General features: G+C 40.9%; 17 protein-coding genes. 10 read left to right on the top strand and 7 right to left on the bottom strand.

The features are described from left to right. Positions 1-244: 244 nt before the first annotated feature. Positions 245-1,078, bottom strand: a complete 834-nt coding sequence (cobA, locus tag FCN25_RS05990; RefSeq protein ID WP_137222885.1) for a uroporphyrinogen-III C-methyltransferase — start codon at positions 1,076-1,078, stop codon at positions 245-247. A gap of 276 nt (positions 1,079-1,354) precedes the next feature. On the opposite strand from cobA, the gene FCN25_RS05995 reads away from it, so the two are divergent. After that, complete coding sequence (locus tag FCN25_RS05995; RefSeq protein WP_240778431.1) at positions 1,355-2,248, top strand: phospholipase A; 894 nt, start codon at positions 1,355-1,357, stop codon at positions 2,246-2,248. Between the two features lie 109 nt (positions 2,249-2,357). Here FCN25_RS05995 and FCN25_RS06000 read toward each other — a convergent pair whose 3' ends face one another. The 4 genes from FCN25_RS06000 to FCN25_RS06015 form a co-directional block, all read right to left on the bottom strand. Then, positions 2,358-4,082: a hypothetical protein gene (locus FCN25_RS06000; protein ID WP_137222889.1), complete on the bottom strand. Its 1,725-nt coding sequence runs from the start codon at positions 4,080-4,082 to the stop codon at positions 2,358-2,360. Between the two features lie 639 nt (positions 4,083-4,721). Beyond that, complete coding sequence (locus FCN25_RS06005) at positions 4,722-5,513, bottom strand: phosphoadenylyl-sulfate reductase (RefSeq protein ID WP_137222891.1); 792 nt, start codon at positions 5,511-5,513, stop codon at positions 4,722-4,724. Continuing rightward, positions 5,506-7,197, bottom strand: coding sequence for an assimilatory sulfite reductase (NADPH) hemoprotein subunit (gene cysI, locus FCN25_RS06010; protein ID WP_137222893.1), 1,692 nt, complete (start codon positions 7,195-7,197; stop codon positions 5,506-5,508). Before cysI ends, FCN25_RS06005 begins: the two co-directional genes overlap by 8 nt. Before the next feature lie 79 nt (positions 7,198-7,276). Next, positions 7,277-9,067, bottom strand: coding sequence for an assimilatory sulfite reductase (NADPH) flavoprotein subunit (locus tag FCN25_RS06015; protein WP_137222895.1), 1,791 nt, complete (start codon positions 9,065-9,067; stop codon positions 7,277-7,279). A 465-nt stretch (positions 9,068-9,532) separates the two neighbouring features. Here FCN25_RS06015 and FCN25_RS06020 point away from each other — a divergent pair, with 465 nt between their 5' ends. The 7 genes from FCN25_RS06020 to FCN25_RS06050 all read left to right on the top strand — a co-directional run bounded on the left by FCN25_RS06020 (position 9,533) and on the right by FCN25_RS06050 (position 21,222). After that, the gene (locus tag FCN25_RS06020) at positions 9,533-11,062 is read left to right on the top strand and encodes a Re/Si-specific NAD(P)(+) transhydrogenase subunit alpha (protein WP_137222897.1); all 1,530 of its coding nucleotides are present in this window, start codon (positions 9,533-9,535) and stop codon (positions 11,060-11,062) included. 11 nt (positions 11,063-11,073) lie between these two features. Further along, complete coding sequence (gene pntB, locus FCN25_RS06025; RefSeq protein WP_137222899.1) at positions 11,074-12,558, top strand: Re/Si-specific NAD(P)(+) transhydrogenase subunit beta; 1,485 nt, start codon at positions 11,074-11,076, stop codon at positions 12,556-12,558. 105 nt (positions 12,559-12,663) lie between these two features. Further along, positions 12,664-13,680, top strand: a complete 1,017-nt coding sequence (locus FCN25_RS06030; RefSeq protein ID WP_137222901.1) for a sensor domain-containing diguanylate cyclase — start codon at positions 12,664-12,666, stop codon at positions 13,678-13,680. 345 nt (positions 13,681-14,025) lie between these two features. Next, complete coding sequence (locus FCN25_RS06035; RefSeq protein ID WP_137222903.1) at positions 14,026-16,185, top strand: TonB-dependent receptor; 2,160 nt, start codon at positions 14,026-14,028, stop codon at positions 16,183-16,185. Between the two features lie 57 nt (positions 16,186-16,242). Then, positions 16,243-18,300 (top strand): hydantoinase/oxoprolinase family protein, encoded by a 2,058-nt coding sequence (locus tag FCN25_RS06040; protein WP_137222905.1) that lies wholly within the window; start codon positions 16,243-16,245, stop codon positions 18,298-18,300. Positions 18,301-18,317: 17 nt separating this feature from the next. Beyond that, positions 18,318-20,030, top strand: a complete 1,713-nt coding sequence (locus FCN25_RS06045; RefSeq protein WP_137222907.1) for a hydantoinase B/oxoprolinase family protein — start codon at positions 18,318-18,320, stop codon at positions 20,028-20,030. 40 nt (positions 20,031-20,070) lie between these two features. Further along, positions 20,071-21,222, top strand: a complete 1,152-nt coding sequence (locus FCN25_RS06050; protein WP_137222909.1) for an MFS transporter — start codon at positions 20,071-20,073, stop codon at positions 21,220-21,222. A gap of 30 nt (positions 21,223-21,252) precedes the next feature. On the opposite strand, the gene FCN25_RS06055 is transcribed toward FCN25_RS06050, so the two are convergent. Then, entirely contained in the window at positions 21,253-21,780 is a 528-nt protein-coding gene (locus FCN25_RS06055; RefSeq protein ID WP_137222911.1) for a peptidylprolyl isomerase, read from the bottom strand. Positions 21,781-21,927: 147 nt separating this feature from the next. Here FCN25_RS06055 and FCN25_RS06060 point away from each other — a divergent pair, with 147 nt between their 5' ends. After that, the gene (locus tag FCN25_RS06060) at positions 21,928-22,425 is read left to right on the top strand and encodes an Lrp/AsnC family transcriptional regulator (protein ID WP_167495976.1); all 498 of its coding nucleotides are present in this window, start codon (positions 21,928-21,930) and stop codon (positions 22,423-22,425) included. 168 nt (positions 22,426-22,593) lie between these two features. After that, the gene (locus tag FCN25_RS06065; protein ID WP_137222913.1) at positions 22,594-23,295 is read left to right on the top strand and encodes a DUF3581 domain-containing protein; all 702 of its coding nucleotides are present in this window, start codon (positions 22,594-22,596) and stop codon (positions 23,293-23,295) included. A 158-nt stretch (positions 23,296-23,453) separates the two neighbouring features. Here FCN25_RS06065 and FCN25_RS06070 read toward each other — a convergent pair whose 3' ends face one another. Beyond that, positions 23,454-23,918, bottom strand: a complete 465-nt coding sequence (locus FCN25_RS06070) for a TetR/AcrR family transcriptional regulator (protein WP_137222915.1) — start codon at positions 23,916-23,918, stop codon at positions 23,454-23,456. Positions 23,919-23,968: the final 50 nt, after the last annotated feature.

Genomic DNA, 23,968 nt, shown 5'->3' on the forward strand with positions numbered 1-23,968 from the left:
GTTTGAGGTCATTATTTATTGATTAAAAATATTGTTGAAGGAATAGATTTGATTGCATTGCTCTCATTTATAAATATAAAATTTAAAGTAATTGGTGGAAATACTGAACACTTTCCATCTTTATGATTAAATTATAGCTTATTGATACTCCTTCAAAGGGAACATCAATAAGCGTCAAAGCCTCAATTTATTCATAAAGTACATTAACTAATATTGTCTAATAACAGCGGATTAAATTATTCGACTACAGCGCTTTTGCCACTGTGTCTAAATCTGTTTTTTGTTGAGCAGTTTTTTGTTGCGCAGTGACAGGATCAAACCAATTTAAGCTGTCCGCTAACTCAACAACCTCACCGATAATCATCAGCGCAGGCATCTGCAAAGCAGGATCAGCAGCTAATTGTGCTAGCTCACCTAACTTACCAATAAACCGCTGTTGAGATGATTTGGTTGCGTTAGACACTATTGCCACTGGTGTATCAGCACTTCGACCAACGTTAATCAAACCATCACTAATAATGTTGGCGTTTAAAATCCCCATATACACCACCAAGGTATTATTGGGATTAGCATAACCTTGCCAATCCATAGGGCGGCTGGCTAACTGGCAATGACCAGTAATAAACGTCACCCCTTGGGCATAATCACGATGTGTTAGCGGAATACCAGCATAAGCAGAGGTGCCACTAGCTGCGGTAATACCAGGAACAACTTCAAATGCGATACCTGCAGCAACTAAGGTTTGTAACTCTTCACCTCCACGACCAAAAATAAATGGATCGCCACCTTTTAAACGCACCACATTTTTGCGAGTGAATGCTTTAGTCACTAGCAGTTGATTAATATCATTTTGTGGCGCACTATGCTTGCCAGCACGTTTACCCACTGCAATTTTTTCCGCATGAGTTGGGATCAAATCTAAAATATCTTGGCTAACTAATGCGTCATACAACACAACATCAGCTTGTTTAAGAATGCGATAGGCTTTTAGGGTTAACAGCTCTACGTCACCAGGACCCGCACCAACTAACCATACTTTGCCTTTGGCTTGCTGCCCCGGCATCGATACTAATTCCATCACATTAACCTCAAGATATTTGACTATGCTCAAATATAGCGCTTTCTATATTCCATATATAATAGTTAATAGTTAGTTTTTATAACCAAATAGAATATGAAGTTATTTGTAAGCTGTTTAATCTATCTGACATGCCGATGTAGATTGAATGATGCGATAAATTGATAACAATTGATAACTTAATTCGACAAATCTCTATCAATTGATAACAATGAACCTCGAAAAGACTATTCACGACACCAAACCAAACTAATAATTATGCTGATGGATGATGCAATGATAAAAAGTACTCAATTTCTTGGACTCTCGTTGCTGTTACTACTAGGTAATAGTTCACTTGCTCTTGCCGAAGACTCATTGGTCGAAGCCCGAGTTAAAGATGAGCTGGCTACATCTGAAAAACGTTTTGTGCTCACCCCACACAAGGTAAATTATCTGTTACCTGTAACATACCAAACTCGCCCTAACTCATCACCCTTTGACATTAAATACCCAGATGAAGATTTTACCGTTGATAACTTAGAAGCTAAATTTCAAATCAGTTTTAAGTTTCCAGTTTGGTATAACGTTTTTGGTGATAATGGCCATTTGTATTTTGCTTATACAAATCAATCTTATTGGCAAGTTTATAACTCGAATGCATCATCACCATTTCGTGAAACTAACCACGAACCTGAGGTGTTTATGTTGTTTAATAATGACTGGAAAATTGGCGGCTTTACTAACTCGTTTTTAGGTGTCGGCGCAGTGCATCAATCTAATGGCCAAGCTAATCAACTATCGCGCAGTTGGAATCGAATATACGGCAGCGTGGTATTTGACCGTGGTCCGTTCGCACTCGGGCTTAAAGTATGGTGGCGTATCCCAGAAGATGACAAAGAAGATATTAATTCCGCTAAAGGTGATGATAATCCAGACATCAACCATTATATGGGTAACTTTGAATTAACAGGAGTTTACGGCTTAGATGAGCATCGCTTTACGATGTTATTGCGTAACAACTTACGTGCGACTAACCGCGGCGCGATTCAAATGACTTGGAGCTACCCGATTGTAGGTAATTTACGTATTTATACTCAATACTTTAATGGTTACGGTGAAAGCTTAATTGATTATAACCATCACAATCAGCGTATTGGTATTGGTGTTGCGCTAAACGACCTTCTATAGCTTTTGCTATAATCAGATAAAAATTACGTTGAAATGTGCTAATACAAAAAAAGGTGACCGTACTGGTCACCTTTTTTATTACAGATATTTCGATCAATAAGCGTTAGGGTTATTTTGCATTCGCTTTACTGTTTACGGTAGAGCCAATTACTATGCCTTTATCGGTGAAATCTACCGACATGTTTAGACGCATATTGTAGTCTTTTAACATCAACAGTTCTTCTGGCATAGGTTCACCACTCATTTCCACCATATCAATTAATGGGGTAAGCATTTTTTGATAATCTACCGAAAAGTTGAAAAAACCTGTAGGTTCGAGTAATTGTGTAGCAATAAAATCTGCGAGTTCAGTACCTCTGTCGCCAGTATAAGCCACTAATTGATTACCTTTTATGGCTAATTTTGCACTAACACCCCATTCTGGCGGTAACATTAACAGTGATGTGATGTCGACCGGATCACCATTGTCTTTTAAATCCACATCTACAAGTGGTGGATAAAAGGGCTTCATCATATCAACTAACATCATTGGTTTTTCAGCCGACACTGTAATAAGCGCATCTAACTTTTCAAAACTCGGCTCACCATTTTTTTCAGTTAATTTGTAATCACCTAACGTAATACTCACGCCTTTAACACCGTTTACCATACCTGTCATCATGCCAAGCATCGACGGATTTAAATCACTTAGCTCAGATTGCATTTCTGCTAGCGGAGCACATTGATATTCTGGTGTTTGTAGGTCGGTCCATATTTCACTCAATGCTGGTGCTAATTTGTTAGCATCAATACCCAGCGCAACCGATAAGATATTTTCATGAGAGTCACCCATAAATGACGGTACAAAACCCCGTATTTTATTCAATGCAGATAAAATGACTTGGTTGTTACTTTCAACCACGACGGCTGCATCAATGGTGCTTTCGTCTCGGGTAATAGAGTACGAGTTAAGCCCCATAACAGTGCGCGGCCAGTTGGCGGCAATGGCATTTAATTCAGTTTGACACACAGGTGTTTTCATTTCTGCAAATGGATCTTCACCTTCCATTGCAACCATTTTGGTCATTTGCTTGGCAAGCATATTACCGTCGCTAGATGTTAATCCTTTGGCCAATTCAACATGATTAATAAAGCTTATGCTGTCTTGCATAAAACCATGTTTCTTAGCAATGTCTTGCAGCATAGTGGTTTCACTAATTGGGTGTTCAACTTTCTTTTCACCCAATGCCGTTTCAAGCAATTCAGCTTGGTTAAATGACGTATTTAAAGTCACCGTTAACCAACCATCTTTTTCGGCAAATATGAGTTCAATCTTTTCTTTCTCGCCCGCATCAGTTAATGCGTAGCCGCGATAATCAACATCGCCAGACTTACCCATAGAATGAGTCAAGCCGCTTTCTTGCTCGGCACGATCGAGTTCGGCCCAAAAAGCAGTTGGATTACTCAGCTGGATTTTCATCACGGGTAATGCGCCGAGTGTATAAAAATAGCTCTTAAGTGAATCAGGTAATCCGTATGTTGATAGTAGGGTGTCAGGATCAGCCAATACAGTCATGTATTGCTTATATAAACTGATAAAAAAACGCTCTTGAGGAGATGAACTATCATCCAAAGACAGCATATTATCCGCATCGTAAGCTTGATAATTACCCTGGATGCTATACAGATAACTTTTTAACGGAAATGGCACTAACTGCCCAGAAAATGCCAACGTATCGGCAGGGATATAATCCAACATTGGGTCGTTTTTAACTACTGATGTTCCCTGCTGTGACAGAAAGTATCCGCCAGCACCTACAGCCAATACCACTGCAGCAATTGCCATTTTATTCATCTATAAACTCCAATTGATATGATTGTTAACTCTTCCATGACATGAGTTAGCATTAAAAATGTATTATTTCACGAGTAAGCATTGTTGATTACACCGATAAACTATGGATTAATTTAACATTAAATGTTATCAAACGCATTAGGATATGCCTCGTTGGATGTTATTTATTCCAGAAACCACACACCTAAAAAATCAATAAATGCGGATACAAGCAGCTTGGTATTAATGGGGTTAATAGGGTATGCATATTGTATGAGTAAAACAGAAGGGAAAATAGTGTGGGGATTTTGCGGGTAATTATACAACAACAGATTTCCCGATAACTCTATAGTGCAGAGTTATCGGGAATAACCAAATCGATTGCTTATACGCTAACAAGTCAATCAATGTGCTCGAGGTGCGAGCAAAGCTTTTGAAGGTACGTAGATTGCAAAAACAATCTCAAAACGTCGACAAAAACCGTCTACGGGAATGTCTAAATCTAGACTACTATCGGCACAGTTGCATAAAAATTTAAATAAAATTTAATTTTTTCTATCAAACTAACCAATTAATGACCCATAAACCAATGAATCGAGCTAACTCTCCCACCATCTTGCATCAATCAAGCATACCGATAACAAACTCACGGTGAAGAGATTAAATATCGAAGTGCAAACCACATTCTCGTTTTAAACCGTTAAAACGAGTTTCTTCTTCAGTCATCCCCAACTCAAGTGGTTTGCTTGAGTGAGTATCACCGATTGAAACATAGCCTTGCTCCCATAATGGGTGATATGGCAAGTCGTGTTCAGTTAGGTACATGTGCACGTCTTTATTGCTCCACTCAATGATGGGTAACAACTTAAAACGTTTGCCGCTAATGGCTAAAATAGGCAATGCTTCACGGGTACTAGACTGACTGCGACGCAAGCCTGCAAACCAAGTACCGACATTCAATTCAGCTAATGCACGCTGCATAGGCTCAACTTTATTGATGCGGTTATACTTTTCTAGGCCATCAATTCCCTGCTCCCACAGCTTACCAAAACGCGCTTCTTGCCACGCTTGGGTTTGACCCGCTTGGTACACTTTAAGATTCAGGCTTAAACGCTCGGTTAACTGATCAATAAATTGATAGGTCTCAGCAAACAAATAGCCAGTGTCGGTTAAAATCACTGGAATATCACTTTGTGCTTGAGTCACCATGTGCAACATCACCGCGCCTTGAATACCAAAGCTAGACGATAACGCATGATCGCCTGGTAAATATGCTAGACCCCAAGCCACTCGTTGTTGCGCCGTTAAGCCTGCTAAAAACAAGTTAATGTTTTCAAGCGCAGCGATTTGCTCTGCTTTAGGCGCTAATAATAACGCCTGCAGTTGAGCCGGAGTAACTGAATGATCGACGGCCGCGTCTGTTGACGCAGTCGTTACCACTTCATTAGGCATGAAAATCCTTAGCGGCGTCTATAACCGCCTTCACAACGCCAATGCGTACAGTGAAGTTACCAAAGGTTTCGCCCGCATCGCGCTCTGTGGCGTAGCGACCAAATAAGGTATCCAATTCTGCTAAAATCTCAGCTTCTTGAATGTTTTCTTTATGCATTTTATTTAAACGAGTGCCTTCAAAGCTGGCGCCTAAATACAAATTATAACGCCCAGGTGCTTTACCCACTAAACCAATTTCAGCTGCAAATGGACGAGCACAACCGTTTGGACAACCTGTCATGCGCACCACGATTGATTGCTCGCTAATGCCGTGTTTTGCCTGTAGTGCATCAATATGATCGATAAACTCAGGGAAGTAACGTTCCGCTTCGGCCATCGCTAATGGGCACGTCGGTAATGCCACACAGGCGATTGAATGCCCGCGAGTACCACTTAATACTTTGCCCAATAAACCATGCTTACGCGCTAAGCCTTCAATATCGGCTTTGTCTTGTGCAGCAACACCCGCAATAATCATATTCTGATTTGAGGTCATACGGAAATCACCTTTATGGATTTTGGCAATTTCACGTAACCCAGTCTGCAGGGTTTGACCGGGTAAATCTTTAATGCGGCCACTTTCAATAAATAGTGTTAAATGAAATTTATTGTCGATGCCTTCAACCCAACCATAACGATCGCCGCGATCACCAATGATCACATCACGCTTAGGCTCAAATTTAACGCCTGCACGTTTTTCGACTTCGGCTTTAAATGCCTCAAGACCATGATCAACAATGGTGTACTTTAAACGGGCACGTTTACGGACAACACGATTACCCCAGTCTCGTTGAACTGTCATCACCGCTTCGGCAAACTTAGTGACATCTGCTGTTTTAATAAATCCCAAGTCATCGGCTAAACGGGGGAACGTTTCAACTTCACCGTGGGTAGAACCCATACCACCACCAGCAACCAAGTTAAAGCCAATTAACTCTCCGGCTTCTGCTACCGCAATAAAACCAAGGTCGTTGGTATATACGTCGACATCGTTATGTGGCGGAACTGCGACAGCCATTTTAAATTTACGTGGCAAATAGGTTTTACCGTAAACAGGCTCAACCGTTTCGGTGCCTAATAACTTTTCTTCATCTAACCAAATCTCTGCATAAGCACGAGTGTGTGGTAACAGATGATCAGATAAATGCTTAGCAACGGCATACGCTTGCGCATGTAACTTAGATTCAACTGGGTTTGGGTTACACATCACGTTACGGTTTACATCACCACAAGCAGCAATAGAATCTAATGCGGCGCGATCAAGATCTTGGATCAAAGTTTTTAAATTACGCTTAGGAATGCCGTGGTATTGAAACGTTTGACGCGTAGTTAAACGAATGCTGTTTGAGGTGGTTAGCGTTGATGAAATTTTATCTACTTCTAACCACTGCTCTGGGGTACAAATACCACCAGGTACACGGGCTCGTAACATGAAGCTGTGTAAGGGTTCTAACTTTTGCTCTTTACGCTCGTTACGTAAATCGCGGTCGTCTTGCTGATAAAAACCGTGGAATTTGATCAGCTGCTGATCGCCATCGCTAAACGATCCTGTCACTTGGGTATCTAAACCCTCTTGGATATCGCCGCGTAAATAATCACTGTCGATTTTTAAGTATTCGTTTAACGCTAACTTTTGCTCACTCATGGCCAGGGCCTCTCTTAATTCTGTTCAATTCATTAGTGCGATTGGGTTGCTAGATTTGGACTCACAACCGGGTCGAAATTTAATACACGTCTTTTTGGTAGCGTTTGTCGCTACGAAGTGTTTCAAAGTAAGCTTCTGCGTCATCAGCGCTTAAGCCACCTTGTTCAACCGCAATATTCACTAATGCTTGGTGTACGTCTTTTGCCATGCGGTCTGCATCACCACAGATGTACACATGAGCGCCATTTTGTAGCCACTGCCATAACGCTTCAGCTTGTTCAGCAATACGATGCTGCACATACACTTTATGAGCTTGATCGCGTGAGAACGCCACGTCTAAACGCGATAAATCACCGTTTTTGAGATATTGTTGCCATTCAACTTGGTATAAGAAATCTTGTTCAAAGTGTGGGTTACCAAAAAATAGCCAGCTGTTACCCGACACACCGTCAGCAGCACGTTGCTGCATAAAGGCGCGGAATGGTGCTACACCAGTACCTGGGCCAACCATAATCACCGGTGTTTCTGGATTTTCTGGTAAACGGAAATGATTGTTTGGTTCAACATACACATTAACTTGTTGGCCTTCTTCAGCCGACGCTAAGAAATGCGATGCACCACCAAAGCGAGCTTGGCCTTGACGCTCATCTTCAACCAATGCCACCGTTAGGTGCACCTCGGCTTCAACTTCGGCTTGGCTAGAGGCAATTGAATATAAGCGAGGCGTTAATGGACGTAACATATCAACCAATTGCATGGCGCTAACCTTGGCAGGATATGCTGCAACTAAATCGGCTAACTGATGCTTAAGAATAAATTGTCTGGTTTGTTCTTTGTCTTCACAAATGGCAGCAAGTTCAGCATTACCACTCAACTCAGCCCATGACTTAATTAAACCTGGATATAACTGAGTTAATTCTTTCTTGTCAGTTAACGCAGCTTGTAATGATACTAACTGTTTCGATACGGTGACATTGTCATCTGCAGCTAAACCAAGCGCGGCGATCACTTCATCAACAAGCACTTCGTTATTACTAAACCACACACCTAATGCATCACCCACTTGATAAGTTAATCCTGACTCGCCTAAATCAATCTCGACATGGCGCACGTCACGATCAGAACCTCGACCGGTAATTTTTTGGCTCACCAGCACTTCTGCAGTGTAAGGATTTTGTTTAGTGTACTCACTTTCGCCAGCTGTCGATGTTGCACCAATTGACACGACATTGGCACTAGATGCTTGAATATAAGGTTTAACGGCCTCAACAACGCTGTCCTGCCATTGAGATGAAATATCTTCATAATCAACATCACATTCAACTAATGGTAATAACGACTTTGCCCCTAAGCCACTTAAACGTGCATCAAAGTCTTTGCCCGTTTGGCAGAAGAACTCATAGCTGGAGTCGCCTAGCGCTAATACAGCGTAATGTAAGTTATCAAGTTTAGGCGCACGTTTTGAGGCTAAAAACTTATGCAGTTCCATCGCATCATCAGGTGCTTCGCCTTCGCCATGGGTACTCACAACTAAAAACAAGATGGTTTCTTGCTTAAGTTGGCGTACATTATATTCACCCATAGAGATAATATTAACGGCATAACCTTGCGCCTGAGCTTTGGCGGCTAACGCTTTAGCTACGCCACGGCCATTGCCCGTTTGGCTGCCGTATAAAATGGTCACTGTTTGCGCGGCAGATGTTTCTGCTGCAGCGATGCCTGCGGTTTGCTCTTGGCTCGCACTTGCTGCCAAGTAGCCACTGACCCAGGCAAGCTGAACAGAAGTTAATTCTGAGGTAAATTGTTTTAGCTTGTCGACTTGTGCTTGTGACAGTGGCGAAGCTAAAGCTGAAAGTTCTTTTAACAACATAAGACGGCCTTATAACAGTGTAATGTTGACTAGCTTACTCCTACCAACAAAAACCAAAAAAGAATAAAAGATGATTTTTTATTCCATTTAGGAATATGCAAAGATGATTTTTTAAGCTACAAAAGTGTGGCACAGTTAAAAGTTTTTAAATAACCTTAATTTAAAACCAGTAATTAGCCTAAAGGCACTTGTACCGAACATGCTTGATGTCGCAAGCTAGGAGGTCCAGTTAACTGAAGAATAATTCTCAGGTTGATTGTTCTCTGAGTAAAACGACGTGCAAATATAATATAACTATGTCAGCGTGATGCCATTGACTAAATAGTTTACCCAACTTCAATGGCCACATGTTGCAATTTTGCTATCGTAAAAGTGCCCATGTGAGACAGTAATACTCTAACGGAATGGTCTATTGATGGGGAACAACAATAGACAGTCTTTTTTATTAACCATCAGGAAACAGTCATGCAGATTGGAATACCGAGAGAAAGTATCGAGGGTGAAACTCGAGTCGCGGCGACTCCGGCCACTGTGGTACAGCTAAAAAAACTCGGCTTTAGTGTGGCAATTGAAGCCCAGGCAGGTGTTAAGTCTAGCTTTGATAATGCTGCGTTTGAAGCCGCTGGGGCGGATGTTGTTGACAGCGTGTACCAAGCTGACTTTATTTTTAAAGTGAATGCGCCGTCAGATGACGAAATCGCCAAAATGAAACCAGGTACTACGCTAGTCAGTTTTATTTGGCCAGCACAAAACCCTGAACTTGTTGAAAAATTGGCAAGTCACAATATTACCGTAATGGCAATGGACATGGTGCCGCGTATTTCACGTGCACAGTCACTCGATGCCTTATCATCGATGGCCAACATTGGTGGCTATCGTGCAGTGATTGAAGCTGCACACGAATTTGGTCGTTTCTTTACTGGCCAAATTACCGCAGCAGGTAAAGTGCCACCAGCCAAAGTACTGGTTATTGGTGCAGGTGTTGCCGGTCTTGCCGCTATTGGTACCGCAGGCTCGTTAGGTGCCATAGTACGCGCATTTGATACCCGTCTTGAAGTGGCTGAGCAAATTGAGTCAATGGGCGGCAGCTTCTTAAAGCTTGAATTCGAAAACAAAGAAGGCGGTTCATCTGACGGTTATGCCAAAGTGATGTCAGAAGAATTTATTGCCGCTGAAATGGCACTATTCGCCGAGCAAGCCAAAGACGTCGACATTATTATTACCACCGCGCTAATTCCTGGTCGCCCTGCGCCAAAACTGATCACCAAAGACATGGTAGACACCATGAAATCTGGATCTGTGATTGTCGATTTAGCAGCGGCAACTGGCGGTAACTGTGAATACACCGTCACTGGTGAATGCTTTATTACCGAAAATGGCGTGAAGGTATTGGGTTATACCGACTTACCAGGCCGCTTACCTGCGCAATCGTCACAGCTTTATGGCACCAACTTAGTCAACTTGATGAAGTTAATGTGTAAAGCCAAAGACGGTAATGCAGAGCTCGATTTTGATGATGTTGTCATGCGTAACATGACAGTGACTCGTGGTGGCGAAATTACTTTCCCACCACCAGCTATCTCAGTATCTGCTGCACCGCAAAAACCAGCAGCGAGTATCGAGCCTAAAGCCGCCGAAGTTGACAAGGCACCATCAAAACTTAAATACATTTTAGGTGCATTAGGCCTTGCCGGCTTTGCCGCTGTCGCTTCAGTCGCACCTGCTGAATTTTTGTCACACTTCACCGTATTCATCCTATCTTGTGTGGTCGGTTATTACGTCGTATGGAATGTGTCGCACTCTTTGCATACACCATTAATGTCGGTCACCAATGCGATTTCAGGCATTATTGTGGTGGGTGCATTATTGCAAATAGGTCAAGGTTCAGCTCTCGTCACTGCGCTTGCGTTTGTCGCGGTGCTTATCGCCAGTATCAACATCTTTGGCGGGTTTACCGTCACTCAGCGCATGCTGAAGATGTTCCGTAAAGATTAAGGGGTAATATCGTGTCTCAAGGACTGGTTACAGCATCTTATATCATTGCCGCGGTGTTTTTTATTCTCAGCTTAGCTGGGTTATCAAAACAAGAAACCGCTAAAAATGGTAATTTATTTGGCATTATTGGTATGGCTATTGCGCTTACAGCCACCATACTCAATCCTGCCACAAGCGGCGTAGAATGGATTATTCTCGCCATGGTCATAGGTGGATCAATTGGTATTCGCTTAGCATTGAAAGTCGAAATGACCGAAATGCCAGAGCTAGTTGCTATTTTGCACAGCTTTGTGGGTCTAGCAGCTGTATTGGTGGGCTTTAATAGCTTTATTGATATTCAGCCACATGAAGTATCCGAAATCGTTGTGGTATTGGGACAAGATCTCAACACCACACTAGCAACTGCTAAAGCCGCCTTTGTCGAAGCAAATGCAGCCCAACAAGCAGAACACTTAACTGGTGCCATGCTTAACATCCACCTAGTGGAAGTATTTTTAGGTATCTTCATCGGTGCAGTCACCTTTACAGGTTCAATAGTTGCGTTTGCGAAATTGCGCGGACTAACTTCATCTAAAGCATTAATGTTACCTCACCGCCACAAGTTAAATTTACTGGCGGTAGTGGTGTCATTTATTCTTATGGTGATGTTCGTGCAAGCTGGCGGTGCAGTCACTCCACTCATTCTGATGACATTAATTGCATTCGCATTTGGCTGGCATTTAGTGGCCTCAATCGGCGGTGCAGACATGCCAGTTGTGGTTTCAATGCTGAACTCATATTCGGGTTGGGCAGCTGCAGCCGCTGGTTTCATGTTATCTAATGACTTACTGATTGTTGTGGGTGCATTAGTCGGCTCGTCAGGTGCGATTCTGTCTTACATTATGTGTAAAGCAATGAACCGCTCGTTTATTTCTGTTATTGCCGGTGGGTTTGGTAACGATAGCGTTGCTGCTTCAGGCGATGAAACCGTTGGCGAATATCGTGAAACAACTGCAGAAGATGTCGCTGACATGCTAAAAGCATCAGACTCAGTCGTCATCACTCCAGGTTATGGTATGGCGGTTGCTCAAGCACAATATCCGGTTGCTGAAATCACCAGAAAGCTACGTGAAATGGGCATTAAAGTTCGCTTTGGTATTCACCCTGTAGCAGGACGTTTACCTGGCCACATGAATGTACTATTGGCTGAAGCTAAAGTGCCATATGATATCGTGCTAGAAATGGACGAAATCAATGACGACTTTGCTGATACTGACACTGTATTAGTGATTGGTGCTAATGATACGGTTAACCCTGCTGCGATGGAAGACCCAAGCAGTCCTATTGCAGGTATGCCAGTATTAGAAGTGTGGAAAGCCCGAAACGTGATTGGCTTTAAACGTTCAATGAACACAGGTTATGCCGGTGTACAAAATCCATTGTTCTTTAAAGACAATACTCAAATGTTGTTTGGCGATGCCAAAGATAGCGTTGAAGCGATTCTTAAAGCGTTATAAATCAGCTTTATGAACAAAAAAATACCAGCAATTATTGCTGGTATTTTTTTTGTTCATAATTAGCTAAACTGGGTTCATTGGACTTTACAGGATTATTGATTATCCATGGCACAGCAGGATAACAGTACGCAATTTCAGCTCGAACGATATAAGCAAAGAATTAAGCAATTAGAGCATGAAAATAGCCGCCTTACCTTAATCAATAATCGGGTAAACGAGCTACTCAATGCAACGCTTGATGGCACGGGCTTATGTCTATGGGAACAGCATATTCCTAGCGGCAACTTGACGATATTTAATCAGCAATGGGGACAACTTCTCGGCTTTACTCGCGAAGAATTACCTGCGCATATCAACAGCTGGAAAAATAATCTCCACCCAGAAGATAAAGACTGGGTTATTGAAGCCTTTGAAAGTCATGTAGCAGGTAAAGCTGAAACCTATCAAGCCATTCACCGAATGATCCACAAAGATGGCAGTGTAGCTTGGGTATCTGACCGCGGTCGCATTATTGAATATGGCGCTAACGGTGAACCACTTCGTATTATGGGCACTCATATTGATGTCACCAAAGAAAAACGCTATGAAGAAGATTTAGCCAAACTTGCCCACCGAGATCCATTGACCAATTTGCTCAATCGCACCGCACTGGTTACTGCTTTCAAACGCGAAAAACAAACGCAATCAGCTCATCATTCAGGCGCATTATTTTTTATCGATCTTGATGGCTTTAAAATCATTAATGATCATTTAGGGCATCGCTATGGTGATAGCCTGCTTGTTCTTATTGCCCAAGATCTCAATCGCATATGCCAACAACTACTTTCCCCTGCAGATACCACGGCAAAACAGTATGGTTTTCATATCGCGCGTTTTGGCGGAGATGAATTTGTTATTTTAACTCAATGTGACAACACCAATGTACTAACTCAAATAGCTGAAAGTTTACTTGCGTTATATCGACAGCCCATAAAACTTGAAGGCGAAACCATTAACATTGGCCTAAGCATTGGCATTAGTTTATTCGACGAACTCGATGATTTTACTAACGTATGTGAACAAGCAGACAAAGCCATGTACAGTGTCAAAAAACATGGTAAAAATAACTTTTTATTTTGGTAGAATTTGCCTTACCCCCTCAGATAAGACGATATTAATAGTCGACAAATCATTCACGCTGACAGAATTTGGTATAATCAAATTGATGTTAATTTACTGTTCGACCTTACTGTTGTCAGCTTGAATTTTAATTAACGTTATCAAAGTCAAAATCCAACTCAACAGTTTGTATTCACGATAAATTCAATAACACACCCTGAATGTTCAAAACATATCATTCGTTTTCAATACAAAATTAAGCAATTATTTTTGTTTCAACTACCTAATCATCGTAATTTTTTGTTAAAAACACGTTAGTTTATAGTTAACAAAAATCAGAAAGCGATAATAATATTACAGGGGAAAGGTATGAGCAGAAGTAAGCTTTTTTTTCAGACGACACTCGCACTCGCCATTGCAAATTCATTGGTTGTCACAAACCATGCTTACGCGCAGGAGGCAGAGAATGCCGAAATGGAAAAGATCGTTGTGACTTCTCGCGGGCGAGTGGAAACACTGCAACAAATCCCAGACTCAGTCACTGTCATAAATGCTTCTGAAGTTGCCCAAGCAAGAATAGAAACAATCAAAGACTTTGCCGCCCTGACACCTAATCTTGATGTATCTAAAAACTTTCGCTCCGGTCTAAACTTCATCACCGTTCGTGGCTTAATTACCCCTCAAGTAGGCGAAGCCCCTATTGCCTATGTGGTTGATGGAGTTACCGTACCAAATTTAGAATTTATTAACCAAGGATTGCATAACATTGAGCGCATTGAAGTACTAAGAGGCCCTCAAGGGGCACTTTATGGAAAAAATGCTATCGGCGGAGCTGTTAATATCATCACTAAAGCCCCTACAGATGAAACTGAAGGTTCAGTACAGGCCTCATACGCCCAAGGGAATGAGGTTAAGTTAAATTCAGCCTTGAGTGGTGCAGTCATTGAAGACAAACTTTATTACCGTATATCAGCAAACTACCGTGATAGTGATGGACAAATAGATAATGCTTACTCCAACGAAGATGTCGACTTTGTTGACAGCGCATATGGCTTTCAAGGAATGTTGCACTATTTGATTACAGACGATACAGATATCACTTTTCGAGGTAACTACTCTAACAATAGACAGGGTAGTAATTATATGGCGAGAATTACCGCCGAAGAGTTAGAAGATTTTGATATTGAGAACGATAGTAATGCAATCGGTGAAGATATCTCAGAAATGTGGTTTTTATCCTCTAAACTGGAAAGCCAATTTGACCTCGGTAAATTGGTTGTAGTGCTTTCTGCTAATGATTCAGATATAGAGTTTTTTGCTGATGGTGATTTTACTCACTTCGAAGCAAGTGAAGAAAACTTTTATTTTCCAATAACACAAATCAATCCGATAAAAGAGAGTTCAGAGAATCTTGAAGTCAGATTTGTCTCGGAGAACAACGATGGATTTAGTTGGGCCTTAGGCAGTTTTGCAGAAACAAAAGACAGGTATGTTTCATATGACCAGGTTATTGATGTCACACCAACAGAACTTGTAACCTACAATGATGTAAAAGCACTAATGGCTTCAGATCCTTCTCTGGTATTAGAAGGTGAAAAAACAGTCCTAGACAGTTACGCCTATGCCTTTTTTGGGCAAGGTAATTATGATATTACCGATGATTTAGAGTTAACATTTGCGTTAAGGTATGACTCAGAAACACGCGAAGCATATGATGAACGCGATAAAGCGGCATCAAAAGCCGAACAAACCTATAGCCAACTCCAACCTAAAGCCTCACTTGCTTGGCAATATACGCCCGATGTTTTACTTTACACCACCTATTCAAAAGGCTTCAGAAGTGGTGGTTTTAATGAATACTCACCTACCGTCAATCGTCAATATGATAAAGAAGTGTCCGACACAATTGAAATTGGCTCTAAAACAACTTGGCTTGATGACACCATTTGGTTAAATCTAGCGGCCTTTAGAATTGTTCAGCAAGATGCTCAGTTTACGCGTTTAAACCCGTCTACTTTCACCCTAGAAAACTTAAATATCGATGAAGTGATCATTAATGGATTAGAACTAGAGTTATCTGCCAATGTGACTGAAGACATTAAAGTGTCTTTTGGGGCTGGCTATATTGATAACGAAATAACTGAAAATAAAGGAACTGACATCTTATCAGGGCGTGATTTACAAGAAACTGAAGGTGGTACAATGCCTTACGTCTCTAAGTTTAACTTTAATGGCTCTATTACTCATTACACAGAATTACATAAAGACTGGTTACTAAGCTCACGCTTAGCATTTAACACTGTCGGGCCAAGAAGTTTTGATATCTACAATGATGATACCGGAGAAACAGACTCTCATACCTACCTCAACGCTAATTTCACCGTCAATAATGAGTCGTGGTCAGTTTCATTGTTTGCCAACAATATCTTAGATGAGCAATCTCCAGAAACAGTATTCCTATACAACCCATTAATTCGCATGCAAAACAGCCCTCGACAAGTTGGGGTTCAAGCTAAGTATTCATTCTAGGTTTTAGGGTCGCCCATGTATATGGCGACCCTTTCTGATTTATTTAAAGAGATTATTATGACGATTAGAGTTGCGACGGATGTCGGTGGTACGTTTACTGATCTTGTTTACATTGAACAAGGCACAGTAAAAGCGGTTAAAAGTGATACTACCCCACCTAATTTTGAGCAAGGGGTGATCAATACTGTTGATAAAGCAAATATATCGTTAGCCGATGTCGACTTTTTTGCACACGGTTCAACCGTGGTTATCAACGCGATTACCGAGCGTAAAGGCGTGAAAACAGCGTTAATTACCACTCAAGGATTTCGCGATGTGTTAGAAATAGCCCGGGGTAACACCCCTGATATTTTTAACAATTGCTATCAAAAACCAACGCCTTTTGTTGAGCGCCATTTACGCAGAGAACTACCCGGACGCTTAGACCATTTAGGCCGAGAAATAACACCGCTTGATCTCTCATTATTACCAGAGATCTTAACGTACTTTAAATCCCTAGATATTCAGGCTATTGCGGTGTGCTTTTTACATTCTTATTTGAATAATGAGCATGAAAAAACAGCCGTAATAGCGATCCAAAAATACTGGCCTGAAGTGGATGTTATTGCCTCTTATGAAATTTCATCGGAGTGGAGAGAATATGAGCGAACGAACACCACAGTATTATCAGCATATGTGCTCCCACCCGCTCAGCAATACTTAAATAAACTGAATGAAAAACTCGCCGAAAAGGGATTAAAAAATGCCCCTTACATCATGCAGTCAAATGGCGGCATTGCAACCTTAAAGGCCGCCTGTAAAAACCCTATTACACTTGTAGAGTCAGGCCCTGTAGGCGGGATTTTAGGCGCTGTAGCATACGGTAAAGTTATCGGTGACGAAAACCTGCTAGCTTTAGATATTGGAGGTACAACAGCAAAATGCTCACTCATTAACCAAGGTGAAACGCGGATCACCACCGAATACATGCTCGAGAAAACACAGAGCACAGCAGGTTATCCCATAAAAACCCCCGTAATTGATATCGTTGAAATAGGTAATGGTGGGGGCAGTATTGCCTGGATAGATGCTGCAGGTAGTTTACATGTAGGCCCAAAAAGTGCCGGTTCAACGCCAGGACCTGTGGCTTATGGTCGTAATGGTACAGAACCTACGACAACAGATGCCAATCTTTATACGGGACGAATTAATCCCGACAACTTTGCGGGTGGAGAAATCAAACCAGCTCAACAAGCTGTGCATAACGCCTTCAAAAAGCTCGGTGATACGCTTGGTGTCACCGCCATGGAAATTGCACATGGTGTATTGAAAATTGCGAATTCAAACATGGTTAATGCCCTTAAGCTTATTTCGGTAAACAGAGGTTTTGATCCACGCGACTTTTCACTGATGGCATTCGGCGGCGGCGGGGCTTTACACGCCACTGCGCTAGCAAAAGAACTTAATGTTCGAAAGGTCATTATTCCGCCCTTTGCTGGGGTGTTTTCAGCATGGGGAATGCTGATGCTTGATTTACGTCGAGATTATATTCACACCCATAAAATCAGTATTACCCATGATAGCAAGACAGACATTGGTAAAGCTTTTGATGGCGTGATGACCAATGCATTAGCAGACTACAAAGAAGATGGTTTTAGTGAAGATAAAGTGATGTTAGAGCTTTATGTTGATGCTCGTTATCATGGCCAAGAACATACCGTAAAAATACCTATTCCTGCGTTATCACTTGATAATAAAGAATTTATTGATACTTTATCCCAACGTTTCCATCAAGCTCACAAGCAAGAATATACTTTCAACCTTGAAGATTCAGCGATAGAAATTGTTAACATTCATTTGGTTGCATTTGGTCTATTAGATAAAGCTGAAATTACCCCAGTAGCAAAAAGCGAAAGTGCAGATGCCTCTACTGCGATTATTGGCCAACGCGATGTCGATTTCGATGAATTGGGAACCCACAACACCCCTCTTTATAATCGTGAATTATTGACTCACGGTATGAAATTCTCAGGGCCAGCCATTATTGAAGAACCAACGACTACGACAGTCATTCTGCCCGACAACAAAGTAGAAATAGATGCTTTTGGTGGCATACATATCCACTTAACGTATTAAGTTAAAGGACTTTAAACATGACAATAATTCAAGCCAACAAGGAACCTCAGCAGCCTAAATCTGTTGATATTTTTACTATAGAAATCATTAAAAATGCCTTAATCGCGATTGGCGAAGAAATGTTTTTAGCGTTGAAGCGCAGCAGTAAAAGCCCCATTATTTATGAATCATTAGATTATGGTATTGGGGTAACAGATGCCCAAGGGCGATTAATATCACAAGGTAACGGTATTCCGGGTTTTATAGGAACACTCGACGCCGCAGTGCAGCGCATCATTGAAAAGTTTGATGCCAATAATATTTATGCCGATGATGTATTCATCTTAAATGACCCATACTCAGGCGGAGGTACTCATTTATCAGATGTTTGTATGATCCGTCCTATATTTTATCAGCATACATTGGTTGCATGGACGGCAAATAAAGCTCATTGGACTGAAGTTGGCGGCAAAGACCCTGGAAGCTACAGTGCTGATGCAAGCTCTATTTACCAAGAAGGCCTTCAGTTCCCGGGTATCAAAGTGTATGAAAAAGGCATTGCCAATCAATCGCTGTTAGATTTGATTGAAGCAAATGTGCGTTTACCGGAAATGACCTTGGGTGATTTAAAAGCCTGTGCGGCATCATTAAAAGTAGGTGAGCAGCGCTTTTTATCTTTGATAGAAAAATATGGACAAGAAACAACATTAACAGCAATTGATAAACTATTAGATCACGGCGATACCATGGTGTTTGAAAAGTTTAAAACGTTACCCAAAGGCGACTTTTATGCTGAAGACATTATCGACGAAGATGGTATGGGACACGGCCCCTTTATCATTAAAGTCAAAGTCACTATCACTGATGAAGAGTTTATTTGTGATTTTACAGGTTCGTCAAAACAAGCTCTTGGGCCAATTAATTGCACTATGGGTGTGCTTGTTTCGGCAGCGAGAGAAGTATTTATGGGCGTTGTAAAGCCCAATGCAGCGGCTACTGACGGTTGCTTTAGACGTCTTAGAGTAGAGTGTCCAGAGGGCACAATATTAACAGCCCAGCGCCCTGCTCCTGTTTCATCCTATTTTGAGTCGATGGTTTGTGCAGCGGATGTGATCCGTAAAGCACTCTCCTCTGCCATTCCAGATGTATTAACTGCAGGTCAATTTGGCTCTGTGTGCACAATAAGCTTATCGGGAATTAATCCTCTGACAAAAGAACCATTTTTGTTGGTTGAACCATTAGTCGGTGGTTGGGGAGCAAATATCATCAAAGATGGTGAGTCTGGTCAGTTCTGTGTTGGCAATGGCGAAACTAGCAATATACCCATAGAGATCACTGAAGAGCGTTATGGTGTTCGCGTTGAGCGCTATGAATTTAATCCAGATAGTGCTGGTTGTGGTGAATTTCGCGGTGGTAAAGGGGTTATTCTCGAGTATCGCGTATTAGGTGATGGAGCTGATATTTCGAGCTTTTTTGGTCGAGGGATCACACCAACATGGGGAACCAATGGTGGCCAGAACGGTTCTTGTAACTATATCGCGATTATTGATAGTGATGGCAATGAAAAAGCTAGATTCAGTCGAAAAAGCCGATATCCTTTAGAGAAAGGTGACTTAATACGCTTAGTCACTGGCAATGGTGGCGGTTGGGGAGACCCGTTAAAACGTTCAGCACAATCTATCACTAAAGATATTGTTAATGGATTTATTTCCGAACAGGAAGCTATAGAAATATACCAATATAATCAGTAACTTTATTGAATGTTAAGACTTCTAAAAACAAAAGGATTATATGTCTACATTACCAATTCATAAAACCAAAGATTTTGCATTTGGTTTAGCAGGCTTGTTAACCGCTCCAATTGGTTACTTAGTATTATTATTTTTGCCTGTATATTTAGAAGTTATTGCATTAACAATGAAGCTGACAAGTGTGCAAGTGGGGTATTTAGCCGCTACCGATGCGATGGGTATCGTGGTGGCTACCCTCGTATTTTCAACATTTGTTTCAAAGCTTAATTTCAGGAATATCGTCATTGCCGGAGTATTACTGAGTTGCTGTGCAAATTTGGCATCAGCCTATACCGGTGATTTTTTGGTGTTGTGCCTCATTCGAGTTATTGCAGGCATTGGTGAAGGTTTACTCGTGGCCGTTGGCATCACTTCAATCGGTATGACAACTAACCCAAATCGTTGGTTTGGGTTTTATACCGCTGTAGTCGTTGCCGTTCAAGCACTCGGGCTGGTAGCTGTTGCACCTATTTATCAATTTGCTGGGCTACAGGGGGTATTTGTAGCCATGGCAATATTTTATTTAACACCATTATTTGTCATCAACAATTTACCAAAAAACAGTCAAAGCTACAAAAGTAAGCTTACAAATGATGGCGATATAAACACAATTCCCACGCGATACTTTCTTATCGCACTTGCTGGTTTATTTTGTTTTTACATCGGTATAGGCGGTACGTGGAGTTACATTTCCTTTGTGGGTACGGATGCAGGATTATCTTTAGACTATGTTTCTCAAGCACTCGCCCTTGCTATGATAGCAGGCTTATTAGGAGCACTATTCTTTGCTTGGTTAAATATTAAAGGCAAGAGCACCTTGTTGCTACTGCTCTCTATTATATTGATGAGCGCTTGTTTAATTTTTGTGTCTTTTGAAGTCAGTGAATTTAAATATTTAGCTTTATTAAGTATATTCAGTTTCTTTTGGAGTATTGTGGGCGCAAGAACTTTTGCGATTATTTCAGATGCAGACCACTCAGGAAAATATATTACTGCAGCCCAAACCTGGGTTGGTGTCGGTTACATTGTTGGTCCGGTTGCGGCAAGTGAAATTATGTTAGACTTTAGCTACTTAGGGGTAAATGTAATGGGATCTATCTGTTTTGTTGCGTGTTTTATATTAATGATCCCTCTAGCTTACCAATCAAAATAAGGCTATCCCATAAACGAAATAGCCTTGAAATCAAATCAAGGCTATTGATTTTATAGTGATTTCGTTCTTAAGATATTCTTGTGGCTCTGCCTGTTCAAAAATACTTGTTAACGCGTCCATGCCGTCAGTAATTCGGCCAAAAGCAGCAAAACCAAGACCATCACTATAACGTTTACCACCATAATCAAGTTCTAATTGATCGCCAATACAGAAAAAGAAGCTACCATCAGCACTACCCGGTTCAAATCTCGCCATCGAGATGGTGCCATGAATATGTGAAAGCCCAGAATCTTTTGTTGACTCATGGAGTATAGACGGTAAAAGTAAGGGATGTTCAGGCGGTAATCCTGCTTGGATCACTTGAATTTTTGTATTGGCATCTTCAGGCTGCTCAGCATTACTTTCAGTGACAATTCGAAATATCGTCGAGTCATTGAATCGTTTTTGTTGGACATAATTTAAGAAGTTACTGACTGTTACGGGTGCTTTATCAGCGTATAGAGTAACGATGAGGTCGCCAATGTCAGTGTGTATTTTTACTTTTGGGTTATGTATCACCTATACTCTCCAGAAAATCATAATTTAATAATTATCATATATTTATTAAAAATTTTAATCGGAAATATGTTAACTATTTTGAGTTATTTGGTGAATAATGCCTACAAATCAGGTTATTCTTTTGCAAGGCATAAAAGGACAAGATGAATGATAAAAAAACCTGTCAAACTGGATAAAATAAATCGAAATATTCTTATTGAACTACAGAATAACTCTCGAATTAGTAATAACGAATTATCTGAACGGGTAGGTTTGTCACCCAGCGCATGCCTGCAACGAGTTAAAGCGATGGAAGATTGTGGCTATATATTACAGTATGTTATGGCGTTAGATATCAATAAACTCTGCGTTAATGTAAAAGCCTATATCAATATTAAGCTAAAGAGTAACACCTACCAAAACTGCTCTATTTTCGAGCGTTCTGCAAAAAAATACCCTCAAATTGTCGACTGCTTAAGAGTGAATGGTGAAATTGATTATATCGCTTTTGTCATTTGCACTTCGATTGAAGAGTTTAATCACTTTTGTGATGAGCTTTTACAGGCGGATTTAGGCATTGAAAATATAACCTCTCACTTCGTACTTGACGAGCCAAAGTGGTTTGGAGGATACCCATTGAATAACTTGCAATGGAAAGATGTGTAATTAGGGCCTAGTCATCGGGTGAGTTTATTTGAAGTTTTAAAGTACACTCTCGCTCAATTAACTATTTTATTAATAAATTGTTGCCCTAAAGCATGTTTGTTGCTGCATAATCAGTAACAAACCGCTGTGGTGCGACAGCAGACAACTGACCAATAAGAATTATTCTTTATGTTTTTATCACCTTATTTTACCAAGCAAGATCAAAGCGTGTTCATCTCTGCCCAGCAAGCCAGTGACTTTGCAAAGAAAGTTGCAGGCGATTTCAACCCTATCCATGATGTGGGCGCTAAACGTTTTTGTGTTCCAGGCGATTTATTATTTGCGCTTGTACTAACCGAGTACGGCCTTAGCCAAAATATGCAATTTAAGTTTGCTGGTATGGTAGGTGATAATGTTGAGCTTCACGTAGATAAAAGTGTCGGCGATAAATTCAGTATTTGTGACACCAAAGGTAAGGAATACCTGCACATTGAACGACAAGGTGAAGTGTGCAAATGCGATGTACAAACAGCGGCATTTATTAAAAGTTATGTAGCTTTTTCTGGCTTAAACTTTATCCATGTACTCGTGCCTATGATGAAGCAATACAAGGTAATGATTAACCCTGATCGTCCATTAGTTATTTACGAAAGTATGTCTTTTCATCTTGATAGCTATGACTTTGAAGACATCAGCCTGCATTTAATCGACCAGCAGTTGTTGATTAATGGCAAACGTGGAGATGTCACCTTAAGCTTCGAATTACGTCATAACGAACGAGCCATTGGAACAGGAAAGAAAACATTAGTCCTCAGTGGACTACGTGAATACCAAGAAGAGAAAGCACTGCAAATGTGTCAGAATTACGAGTCGAGAAAAGTGACGTTATAACCCACCTCAGTTACTTCAAATATCGCTTATTCCATTAAGAATAAGCGATATGTATAATTTACCTAAGGTCTATTTATCTTTCGTGGTTAACATTTATTGGATAAACAGGCCCTGATTTTAACAAACCCTACATCGAATGAAATTCATACAACTTTGGATTAAAGTGTACTTTCGAGTAACAAAAACGCACTATAACCAATCAGCTGATTAATACATTTCCCACCGTTATCACCCAACTCAGTTATCGCTATTTTTTTAGCAGTATTTACTGCGCTAAAATAAGTGACACTATTGTCATTTGTGCCACAAAGACTAAAAAACAATTTTAAAACCGCTTTATGCTCTTTATGTTGTAATGCTTTTCTCCACGATAATTCTAGTGATGCAACAGAACTAAAATCGAGTGCTTCAACAAAAAACTCTCCGATCCGTTGATCTAAACGCACTAAAAATTCTGTTTTACGTGGAAAATGATGACTAATACCTGTTCGACTAACTCCAATGGCTGTAGATAATGTCGTATACGACATCGCATCAAAACCAATTGTGAGTATTTGCTTAAAGGCTTCATCTAAAATTTGGTTAACAGTTAACTCAGTTTCAACTCGAGAACGTTTGGCCATAAATAGTCTCTCTAATTTTTTTTTAGTGCAAGAGCTTACCAGACCCCACT

Source organism: Shewanella sp. MEBiC00475, assembly GCF_005234075.1.
GTDB classification, from domain to species: Bacteria; Pseudomonadota; Gammaproteobacteria; order Enterobacterales; family Shewanellaceae; genus Shewanella; species Shewanella polaris.

What these genes read in the sequence shown, in the direction of transcription:
- FCN25_RS06070 (WP_137222915.1), bottom strand. Translation starts at nt 23,918, where the DNA reads ATGGCCAAACGTTCTCGAGTTGAAACTGAGTTAACTGTTAACCAAATT.
- FCN25_RS06035 (WP_137222903.1), top strand. Translation starts at nt 14,026, where the DNA reads ATGAGCAGAAGTAAGCTTTTTTTTCAGACGACACTCGCACTCGCCATT.
- cysI (WP_137222893.1), bottom strand. Translation starts at nt 7,197, where the DNA reads ATGAGTGAGCAAAAGTTAGCGTTAAACGAATACTTAAAAATCGACAGT.
- FCN25_RS05995 (WP_240778431.1), top strand. Translation starts at nt 1,355, where the DNA reads ATGATAAAAAGTACTCAATTTCTTGGACTCTCGTTGCTGTTACTACTA.
- FCN25_RS06060 (WP_167495976.1), top strand. Translation starts at nt 21,928, where the DNA reads ATGATAAAAAAACCTGTCAAACTGGATAAAATAAATCGAAATATTCTT.
- FCN25_RS06065 (WP_137222913.1), top strand. Translation starts at nt 22,594, where the DNA reads ATGTTTTTATCACCTTATTTTACCAAGCAAGATCAAAGCGTGTTCATC.
- FCN25_RS06015 (WP_137222895.1), bottom strand. Translation starts at nt 9,067, where the DNA reads ATGTTGTTAAAAGAACTTTCAGCTTTAGCTTCGCCACTGTCACAAGCA.
- FCN25_RS06030 (WP_137222901.1), top strand. Translation starts at nt 12,664, where the DNA reads ATGGCACAGCAGGATAACAGTACGCAATTTCAGCTCGAACGATATAAG.
- cobA (WP_137222885.1), bottom strand. Translation starts at nt 1,078, where the DNA reads ATGGAATTAGTATCGATGCCGGGGCAGCAAGCCAAAGGCAAAGTATGG.
- FCN25_RS06020 (WP_137222897.1), top strand. Translation starts at nt 9,533, where the DNA reads ATGCAGATTGGAATACCGAGAGAAAGTATCGAGGGTGAAACTCGAGTC.
- FCN25_RS06050 (WP_137222909.1), top strand. Translation starts at nt 20,071, where the DNA reads ATGTCTACATTACCAATTCATAAAACCAAAGATTTTGCATTTGGTTTA.
- FCN25_RS06005 (WP_137222891.1), bottom strand. Translation starts at nt 5,513, where the DNA reads ATGCCTAATGAAGTGGTAACGACTGCGTCAACAGACGCGGCCGTCGAT.
- FCN25_RS06000 (WP_137222889.1), bottom strand. Translation starts at nt 4,082, where the DNA reads ATGAATAAAATGGCAATTGCTGCAGTGGTATTGGCTGTAGGTGCTGGC.
- FCN25_RS06040 (WP_137222905.1), top strand. Translation starts at nt 16,243, where the DNA reads ATGACGATTAGAGTTGCGACGGATGTCGGTGGTACGTTTACTGATCTT.
- FCN25_RS06045 (WP_137222907.1), top strand. Translation starts at nt 18,318, where the DNA reads ATGACAATAATTCAAGCCAACAAGGAACCTCAGCAGCCTAAATCTGTT.